General features: G+C 70.2%; 3 protein-coding genes (1 of these 3 cut by a window edge). All 3 read left to right on the top strand.

Features of this window, described 5'->3' with window-relative positions; translation table 11 throughout:
- Positions 1 to 485: the 3' portion of an LUD domain-containing protein gene (locus C486_RS08290; protein ID WP_008455074.1), read on the top strand. The gene continues 124 nt to the left of window position 1, outside the view; 485 of the gene's 609 nt are visible here — the last part of the coding sequence; its start codon lies beyond the left edge, outside the window; its stop codon occupies positions 483 to 485.
- Between the two features lie 91 nt (positions 486 to 576).
- Entirely contained in the window at positions 577 to 1,827 is a 1,251-nt protein-coding gene (locus tag C486_RS08285) for a hypothetical protein (protein ID WP_008455073.1), read from the top strand.
- Between the two features lie 117 nt (positions 1,828 to 1,944).
- A partial coding sequence (locus C486_RS08280) for a P-type ATPase (protein ID WP_008455071.1) occupies positions 1,945 to 3,418 on the top strand: 1,474 nt, incomplete at its 3' end.

Below are 3,418 nucleotides of genomic sequence, written 5' to 3'. Positions count from 1 at the left end.
CACTCCCCGCGGGAGCGTCGGTGATGGACGGCCACTCAACGACGCTTGAGGAGATCGGCTTCACCGACGATCTCGAGGCCGAAAACGGGTTCGACTACCTCGGAACGGACATTCGGGAACTCGACGACGAGGAGGAGCGGTTCCAGGCGCGACGCGAGGCGGTCACCGCCGATGTCTTCGTCGACAGCGTCAACGCGATCGCCGAGACCGGTGAACTGGTCGGGGCGAACGCGCTGGGCAACGCCGTCGGCGCGTGGGCCTTCGGTGCGGCGTCGCTCGTACTGGTTGGCAGTACGAACAAGATCGTCGACGACTGGGCGACCGCCGTCGAGCGGGTCCGGGAGTACGCCTACCCGCTCGAGGACGCCCGCGCGAAGGAAGCTTACGGGCAGGCAAGCGTCGTCGGCAAACTCGTCTCCCTCGAGTACGAGCGGGTCGACGACCGCACGCGGCTCGTGTTGATCGACGACCGGCACGGGTTCTGACGGGTCCACGCCGCGCCCGTCCCGAAGCGGACGTGCCGGCAGTACGTTTTTGCGCGCCAGTCCGGTACGCTCACTCGAGCAGCCACGCCCAATGGCGACCCAGGATACGCGCCCTCGCGGCAGTTTCGTCTCGTTCGTTCGCGACTACACGAAGACGTGGGTCCACGCGGTCGCGACGGCGGGTCTGACGGCGTTCGGGACGTTGGCGGTCTTCCATCGCGGATTCATCGCTCTCGCGTTGGCCACCTACATCGTGCCCCCGATCGTGCTCTACCTGTGGCGGCCGTCGGCGGGTCGGAACGATGGGGACACAGCTGCCGAGGGGAACGGTGATGCGGCTGCTGAGGGGGAAGCCGATGCGGCTATCGCGGGCCGGGGTGGCCGGTCCCTCGAGCGGGCCGGTGCCGAGCGCGCAGCGGCCACGGCGGCCGAGGCCGACCGCGGCGCTGACTGGCACCTCGTCGACGTCCCGACCGATGCGACGCTCCGGGACGTCTGCATAACCGACGCCGGAGCGGTCTACGCGGTGGGCGAAAACGGGCTGGTCCTCGCGGGAGCGCCCGCCGACGGTCCCGGCACCGACGCGTGGTCGATCGTGCTCGAGGACGGGCCGGCCGCCGCGGGCGACGAACTCACCGGCGTCGACGCCACCGACGGGGGCGAGGCGGTCTGGGTCGCAGGCGATAGCGGTTCGCTGGGCCGACTCGAGGCCGAGACGGGCCGTCACACGGATTACACGGCACCTACCGACATCACCGACAACTGGGTGGGGGTCGCCGTCGGCGGGGCGAGCGGCGACGAGACGGTGCTGTTGAGCACCGGCTCCGGGGCCGTCCTCCGCGGTCGGTATCGCGACGGCGAGTGCGCGTGGGACGACCCGATCACGCCGGGCAGCGGCGCGAGCCTGAGCGCGATCGCGCTCGCGGACGCGTCGGTCGGCTACTGTTGTGACACGAACGACGGCGTCTTCGAGACGACCGACGGCGGCCGATCGTTCGACCGCGTCGGTCTCGAGGGGGCTGGCGGCACGCTCGAGAACCTCGCGACGCTGGGTCGGGGCGACTGTCTGGTGAGCGACGACGACGGGGTCGTCCACCGCTACGGCGGCTCGACGTGGACGCCGGAACGGGTCGGCGATGCAGCGATCTGTGGGATCACTCGCCGCGAGGGGGAGACGATCGTCTGCGACGCGGACGGCGTCCTCTACGAACGAACGCGCGCGGCCGGCTGGGACCGGGTTGGGACGCAGGCACCGGACGCACTCATCGCCGTTTCGACGGCGACCACCGGCGGGCGAGCGGTCGCGGTCGGCGAGGAAGGGACCGTCGTCGAACGACGCTGAGCGCCGCGACGGGACGGCGTCCCCGCTCGCGAACGGACTGGACGCCACCCCGTCGTCGGAGGACGCGACTCGCTGGCGAGTCTGTCGACTCGGCGGGCGGTTCGATCGGTCACTGTTATGACCGTCGAACCCACAGCTATCACTGTGAGCGATCGACGCGCGGGCGGCGACTGCGACGACCGCTGTCGGCTGTGCGGGACACCGCGTCCGGAACCCGACGCCGAGTCGGCCCCGGACGGGTTCTGTTCGGCCGGCTGCCGAGACGTAGCCGCCGAGTTCGGGACGACCGACGACAGCGACGGCTCCGCCATGGACACCGACCCCGAACGATCCACGGACCCACAGACCGACCCGCAGCCGACCGCGACCGCACCGGGCGACGAACGACCGGACGGGACCGTCCGCACGTTTTTCCGGATCGACGGCATGCACTCCGCGACCTGCGAGGCCTTCCTCGAGGCCGTCGCCGAGGGTCGCGACGGCGTGCTCGAGGCCGAGGCGAGTTACGTCACGGAGACGATCCGGGTCGATCACGATCCCGACCGGATCGCGACCGACGCGCTCGCGGACGCGTTGAGTACGCTCGGTTACACGGCGTATCTCCGGGAGGACGCAAGCGCCGACGACGAGACCGGCGGCACCCGCCGCTCCCGGGAGATGACCGGACTCCGGAAGCGCCGCTCGGAGGACATGCTCGAGATGCGGTACGTCGTCGGTGTCGTCTTCGGCTCATTCCTCCTGTTGCCGTTCGTGGCCGTTCTCTATCCGATGTTTCTGACATCGTTTACCGACTGGGGGGCGATCGAGCACTTCGAGGGTGCGTTCACCGGCTTCAGCGGGCCGCTGTATCTGCCCCTGTTTCTCTTCATGACGGGCGCGATCGTCTACCTGACCGGTGGCCCGCTCCTGCGGGGCGCGTACGTCAGCCTGAAACTCCGACGGCCCACGACGGACCTGCTCGCGGCCCTGACGGTACTCAGCGCGTACGTCTTCAGCGTCCTCGTCTCCGCCCTCGGACGAGCCGATCTGTACTTCGATCTGACGATCGTCGTCGCCTCGGTCGTGATGGGTGCGACCTACTACGAGGCGACGGTCAAGCGCCGCGCGACGGATCGGCTGACTGATCTCACCGTCTCCCAGGTCGACACCGCCCGGCTGTACGCCGATGACGGCTCGACGACGGAACTCCCCGTCGCCGATCTCGAGTCCGGCGACCGCGTGCTCGTCCGGGAGGGCGAGCGCATCCCCGTCGACGGAACGCTGTCCGAGGGCGAGTGTGCGGTCGACGAGGCCGTCGTGACGGGCGAGTCGCTCCCGGTCTCGAAAACGGCGGGCGACGACGTGGTCGGGGGCTCGGTCGTCACCACCGACGCGGCGGTGGTCGATGTCGGCGAGCGAACGACCAGCAGCATCGAGCGACTCACGCGGGTCGTCTGGAACGTCCAGAGCGCGGACCACGGGGTCACACACCGGGCCGACGAGTTCGCCGCGACCCTCGTCCCGGTCGTCATCGCCGCCGCGGTCGTCGTCGGCGCGGGCGTGTTCCTCACCGGGGCGAGCGGGCTGACCGCCTCCCTGGCCGCCCTCACGA

This window comes from Natrinema gari JCM 14663 (genome assembly GCF_000337175.1).
Taxonomy (GTDB): Archaea; Halobacteriota; Halobacteria; order Halobacteriales; family Natrialbaceae; genus Natrinema; species Natrinema gari.
This window is presented reverse-complemented; position numbering and strand designations above follow the sequence as displayed.

What these genes read in the sequence shown, in the direction of transcription:
- C486_RS08285 (WP_008455073.1), top strand. Translation starts at nt 577, where the DNA reads ATGGCGACCCAGGATACGCGCCCTCGCGGCAGTTTCGTCTCGTTCGTT.